The sequence below is a fragment of the Phytobacter sp. V91 genome (assembly GCF_965644225.1).
GTDB lineage: Bacteria > Pseudomonadota > Gammaproteobacteria > Enterobacterales > Enterobacteriaceae > CBFFRJ01.
This window is the reverse complement of sequence record NZ_CBFFRJ010000197.1, coordinates 1-5,870: the sequence shown is the minus strand read 5'-3', so window position 1 is coordinate 5,870 and position 5,870 is coordinate 1. Positions and strand designations below refer to the sequence as shown.

Here is a 5,870-nt window from a genome sequence, read left to right as displayed (position 1 = left end):
CAGCTCAGCTAAGGTAAGGCTAATACAGATAAGGACTCCACTGAACCCCACCGATTAAATCGCACCTTCCTTAGGTTGAATTATGATATTGTTACCGGCGGTGAAGTTGCTTTCATAACTATAAAGACCGCCTTGAATAATAATATCGTTGCCACTTTTCCAGCTATCGCTATAGCTGAATATATCTCTGCTGGTAGCATTAATATTATTTTCTGCATGATAAATACTGCTATAGCTGTAAAAATCCGCCAGTATATTAAGATCATGCCCCGCCTGAACCCTGGCCTCTTCTGCCTGAAAATAATCAGCAGACAGCTGAATATCCCCCCGCGCCGGGTGGCTTCCTTCTAAGATGATCTCTTCAGACTGAACCCGCAAATCACCCTTAGCAGCGGTGTTGTTCAGCACCAGTTGACCATTACTCTGCAGCGAAATATCACCCTGAACGGCCGTCAGGTTAGCCAGGTTGACACCCACGCCTTTTTCACTGGCGACCAGTCTGATGCTGTTGCTGTACATCCCTCCCAGCGCGCCGGTATCAATCGCCACTTCAGGGATGCTTTCCGCCGTCGCCAGCGGAATGATTTGCCCTTCAGAGGTTACGCGATTGCTGCCGAGGATCACCGTGGTATCGCGCGCGCGGAGCTGCGCATTAATCTGCGCCGCGCGGGTAATCAGGGCCAGTTTGTCGCTCTGAGTGGCGTCCAGCCCTTTTCCCTGCAGCAGAATATCGCCCTGTTGCACCGCCAGGGCCTTTAATTCCCCGCTCTCGCCCCATTCTGGCCTGCCGGTGGTCACGACGGCATGCGGCGTATTGATAAAACCGCAGCCATCACAGGTTATGCCGTAAGGGTTGGCGACCACCACGCTTGCCGCCTTTCCGCCCACTTCAAGATAGCCCTGCAATTGCGAACGATTCGCCGAGACGACTTCATTGACAATCCCTGCCGCCGCCCCGCCAGCCAGATTAGGGTTGGCCGCGATGTTGCCTGCCAGCTGCGTCTGCGCCGACTGCCCGGCGGCGTTATTCAGAACCGCACCCTGCTGTTCAACGTTGAACTGGTGATACTGATTGTGGGAGATACCCGCCTGATTCGGCGGCGCGATATTGATAACCGCCACCCCGTCAGGGGTCTGGTCGATTTGGGTGTTACCCGTTGCAGACTGAATCGGTGGGCTGGCAATGCAGGAAAAAGAGAAAAACAATCCAGCGATCCCGCTAATTATATTTTTCGAATCCATTCGACGACATTCCATTTAACCATTAAGAGAATGAGTGATTCTGTTAAAAACACATCGCATTAAGACACAGACGCAACAGGCAATGTGTGACTGAAGAAGGTATTATGGATTTATAGGAATATTGCTCTTGACTGGGGTTTTTTAAATAATACTGGCGCCGCGTCGTGCAATATAGGCAGGATTGTACCGTAACAGAAAATATATAAAGTTTACTGCCAGCCGTGGCGTCCGGCTGGCATTTTTAGTTCAGCTTAGCGCCTGCGCCAGCAGGGTGAAAGGATGTTCGCAACGCTTGCTGGTGGACATCTCTATCTGCCATTTACAGGTTTCGCAATCGCTGACAACCAGGTCGGCGCCGCTCTCTTCAATCTGGCGGAACAGAGGCTCGCCGATGGCCTGTGATGTCGGATAGTTCTCGCTTTTAAACCCGTAAGTGCCTGCAATACCGCAGCAGCGCGAGTCCAGCACGGTGAGTTCAAGGCCGGGGATGCGTCGCAACAGCTCGAGGGTATATTGCGTCCAGCCCATTTTCTCCATATGGCAGGGCGTGTGATAGACCACTTTTAGCGGTAGTTCACGCAGGGGCAGCTCCCGGCCCTGCGCCAGTTGACGCCAGACCCAACGCGTCGCCAGATCAATGTGTTGACGCAGATGCTGATTATCGACATCCAGCAGGTGCGGATATTCATCGCGCAAGGTAAAAGTGCAGGTCGATGAGGTGGCGATCACCTGAAGCCCGTCGTCATTAACCCGTTGCTCAATCGCATGCAGGTTATATTCCGCCTGCCTTTTGGCCTTCTCAATATAGCCGTTGGCGATGAGCGGCACGCCACAGCATTTTTCCCGCTGCAACAACTGCACGCCGATGCCCATGGCATTGAGCACCTTCAGCATATCTTTACCTAACTGCGGATTGTTGTAATTCACATAGCAGCCGTGAAAGAACGCCACCTGCTGCGTAAAGTTTTTTTGCTCCTGGGCGACGGAGCGATACCAGCGGCGAAAGGTGCCCATGGCATATTTAGGCAGAGTGCGGCGATGGTCGATTTTGAGCGCGGCATCCAGTAAATGACGGACCGGAGTAAGGCCCGTGGCGGCATTGACCAGTGGCGCGAAAGGCGTTGAGAGTGAGCCCATCAAATCGGTATGACTCAGAATGGCGTTACGTAACGAGCGTGACGTCGGGGCATGCTGGGCTTTGGCGCGCTGAATAATATCGCCAATTTTAACCCCGGACGGGCAGGCGGTCTCACAGCGTTTACAGTTGGTGCAGTATTTTAGCGCCTCATCGAACAGGGTGGGGTCTTTAAGCCTCAGGCGCTCTCCATCCGGTCCGGACTGCTTCGGACCGGGGTAGGCCGGATTAACCGCGCTGACCGGGCACACGGTGGTACAGGCGGTGCATTTAATGCAGCTGTCAAATTGCGTTGTGGTCATTTGCCACCTCCTGACGCGGCAATTTCTTCTGCGGCAGCCAGCGCCGTTACGGCGCAAACGCCGCCGCCACATCCCTGCGCCACGGCGTCGAAGCCGCCGAGTACGGACCCTATAACATACAAATTCTGTATTGTTTCGCCCCCCCGTTTGCCGCGCAGTCGCTCATCGGTTATTACGCCAAACTGCTGCCAGGGCTGGGCGTCGAAGACATCGTCGCGATACCAGCTCTCTCGTTTTTCACCGTACAGGACATCCAGGGCAAAAACCGCTTCCCGCACGCGGGTGCGATCCGCTATCAGCCCGTTACTGAAAAAACTCCCGCTGGCAAGCACCACATTATCTGCGGTTAACGGAATATCTTCGTGCTTACGCGTCCATAGCTTCGTCACCCGATGTTGTTCAATATCGGCGCCTGTCACTTCATCCCCTGGCATCCAGACACCGCCGCTGCGGCTAAAGCGTTGTTGTAACAGGTGCTGCATTCGCGCGCCGGGAACCGAAGGCGGGAGGGTTGGCAGCAGAAAAATCGGGCAGGATAACTGCTGGTTTAGCTGGTTAAAGACCGCAGAGTCCGCGAGACCAAAGCAGGCAGGAACGTACAATGTGTCGTAGCTTCGACTCAGGGGCAGTAATGCGCGATAGAGTTCTGAAAAGTTTTCAGGCTTATCCAGCAGACGGGCGATATTCACCGCCCGAAACTCGCTGGGGTTGTCGCGTAGTTTGTCCAGCACCGGCAAATCTATCTCTTCCGCACTGGCATTGATGCCTCGTTTTCTTAATGAAGCAGCCGCCAGCGGTGGCTGGAAATCGAGAAATCCGCTGATGCCGACCACGCCGATGCTGAGGTTCGTTGCTGGTTTAAGCGGGATTTCCGTTGGGCTGAGCCACGCCCGACGAAACGTGCCCAGCGGGGTGACGCGCTGGTGGTCGCTGTCCACATCGCCTTGCAGGTGCAGACCACAATCAGCCAGCAGCGTTTGGGCGAGAATTGCGTTTTCACGTACCCGCCTGGCACCGAGCAGAGCGTAGGGGTGTGGGCTGTGCATCGATTGTAGTGCCTCGACGCCGGTTTTGATGTCAGCGACGGCTTCACCATTGGGAAGGTGCGACAGCAGGTCGAGGGAACCGGATGAAAAGCTGAGCGCGCTTTGCCCCCGGCTGACAATCGCGCAACGCTGGCCCTGTTCAAGCAGGCGGATGCCGCAGAGTAACCCGGCAAGGCCGCCGCCAATAATCACCGTATCAAATTTCATCGGTTGACTCCTTTTCCAGTCCGCACAGTCCCTGGTACACCCAGCGGGTGAATTCGCTTTCACGCAGAGCATTGCCCCAGGCGATGGGTTTGATCCCTTTCCAGCGCTCATTTAAGAAGGCTGATAGCTGGTCAACAGACTGTGTTTCGCTGGTCACGCGCAGGCTGGCAAGTAACCCGGCCGCCCGGCAGGCGCACAATTCCCCCTGGCAGGTTCCCATTCCCACGCGGGTACGACGGCGTAAATCCAGCAACGAGGTGACGTTAAGATTTTCCACTGCGTACTGGATTTCACCCGCGGTGACGGCCTCGCATTCGCAGACCAGGCTGCGGTTATGACGATGATTGCCCAGCCAGTCCGGCGTTCTGTCGCCGTGGCGGTATACCGCTGAACCGCGCAGGGGCGCCGGCAGTGAGATAATTTTTTGCAGCGTCTGCTCGGTGGGGTGTGAAGATCCCGGTAAAGGCGTGGTGGCGGTGGTACAGGGCTGGGTGTTCCCCAGTTTGCGACAAACCGCGTCGGTTGCCCATTCCGCCATCAGACGGTAGGTCATCAGTTTGCCGCCCGTGATGGTGATAAAGCCCTCCATGCCGTCCCGCCGGGCGTGATCAAGCAGCACAATGCCGCGGCTGACGTTACGTCCGGAGGGATCGTCGTCGCTGGCGACCAGGGGACGAACCCCGGCATAAGCGCGCAGGATGCGGGTTTGCGCCATAACCGGCGCTAGTTTTTCTCCTTCGCGCAGCAGAATATCCACTTCTTCGGCGGTGACTCTGGTGTTGTCGATATCGCGATAATCAATATGGGTTGAGGTGGTGCCAATCAGCGAGATGGTGTCGCCTGGCACCAGGATGTCGGCATCTGCGGGTTTGCGGCAGCGGTTGATCACGTGCTGATTAATGCGGTTTTCGAGGATCAGCAGCGCCCCTTTTGCCGGGAACATACGAATCTGCAAATCCGCGTATTCGGCAATATGCTGACCCCAGATCCCGGCGGCATTGACTACTACAGGGGCGTAAATCGCATACAACTTCTGCGACTGCGGCTGAAGAAGCTGCACTCCGCTGACCCGATCGCCCTGGCGAATCAACCCCCGCACTTCGTGGCCGGTCAGAATAACGGCCCCATGTTCGCGTGCGTCCAGCATATTACTGGCGGTTAAGCGAAAAGGATCAACGGTACCGTCCGGCACGCGAACGGCGCCGATCAGTGCCGGGTTGACGCTGGGCTCTATACGCCGCGCTTCTTCAGGGGTAATGGCCTGGACATTAATGTCGGCGTTGCGGCAGGCATCGATAAACACCTGCTGCCAGGCCAGATCATCTTCCGGGAGGGTGATAAAAAGCCCGCCGGTGGGTTCAATACAGTGGCGAGCAATACGTTTGAGGATCCGGTTTTCTGCAATACATTCACTGGCGGATTCGTTATCGGTCACCGCGTAGCGTGCGCCGCTGTGCAACAAGCCATGGTTACGCCCCGTTGCGCCGGTGGCAATATCATGGCGTTCAACCAACGCCACTCGCAGGCCGCGCAGCGAGCAGTCACGAGCGATCCCGGCTCCGGTCGCGCCACCCCCAATGATAATGACATCGAAGTCCTTCGCATTGCTCATAGTCACATCCTTTCACGGCAGAATCATTGCAACATTTAGCCACACTGTCTATGTGGTTTGTTTGATATCGCGCATATTCGAGCAAAAAACGAAAGTTAGAAGAGTGTTTGATGCGTGAAACTGGAGCCTTGTCATAATTTTGTAACATTAAAAGCAACAGTTGGTTCTTTATTAGTAGACTTTCATTAATATCCCGACCTGAGTGACACACTGTAGTTTCGTTTTCATTCATTGCAGTTATAAATCACTATAATTAAGTCCGGTAAACCCCCGGCTTTGCCGGGGGACTCCGAAAGGTTTGACCTTTAAGTCAGTCGCGCGAATCT

Annotated in this window: 4 protein-coding genes; all 4 read right to left on the bottom strand. The window is 55.2% G+C overall.

Features of this window, described 5'->3' with window-relative positions; all coding sequences use genetic code 11:
* Window positions 1–54: 54 nt before the first annotated feature.
* The 4 genes from ACSZO4_RS24210 to glpA all read right to left on the bottom strand — a co-directional run bounded on the left by ACSZO4_RS24210 (window position 55) and on the right by glpA (window position 5,544).
* Window positions 55–1,242 (bottom strand): filamentous hemagglutinin N-terminal domain-containing protein, encoded by a 1,188-nt coding sequence (locus ACSZO4_RS24210; RefSeq protein WP_437891634.1) that lies wholly within the window; start codon window positions 1,240–1,242, stop codon window positions 55–57.
* Window positions 1,243–1,488: 246 nt separating this feature from the next.
* Entirely contained in the window at window positions 1,489–2,679 is a 1,191-nt protein-coding gene (gene glpC, locus ACSZO4_RS24205; protein ID WP_437891633.1) for an anaerobic glycerol-3-phosphate dehydrogenase subunit GlpC, read from the bottom strand.
* Window positions 2,676–3,932: a glycerol-3-phosphate dehydrogenase subunit GlpB gene (gene glpB / locus ACSZO4_RS24200; RefSeq protein ID WP_437891632.1), complete on the bottom strand. Its 1,257-nt coding sequence runs from the start codon at window positions 3,930–3,932 to the stop codon at window positions 2,676–2,678. Before glpB ends, glpC begins: the two co-directional genes overlap by 4 nt.
* Window positions 3,922–5,544, bottom strand: coding sequence for an anaerobic glycerol-3-phosphate dehydrogenase subunit A (glpA, locus tag ACSZO4_RS24195; protein WP_437891631.1), 1,623 nt, complete (start codon window positions 5,542–5,544; stop codon window positions 3,922–3,924). Before glpA ends, glpB begins: the two co-directional genes overlap by 11 nt.
* Window positions 5,545–5,870: the final 326 nt, after the last annotated feature.

Excerpts from the sequence above, each read along its gene's own strand:
- glpC (WP_437891633.1), bottom strand. The coding sequence starts at position 2,679 with ATGACCACAACGCAATTTGACAGCTGCATTAAATGCACCGCCTGTACC.
- glpA (WP_437891631.1), bottom strand. The coding sequence starts at position 5,544 with ATGAGCAATGCGAAGGACTTCGATGTCATTATCATTGGGGGTGGCGCG.
- glpB (WP_437891632.1), bottom strand. The coding sequence starts at position 3,932 with ATGAAATTTGATACGGTGATTATTGGCGGCGGCCTTGCCGGGTTACTC.
- ACSZO4_RS24210 (WP_437891634.1), bottom strand. The coding sequence starts at position 1,242 with ATGGATTCGAAAAATATAATTAGCGGGATCGCTGGATTGTTTTTCTCT.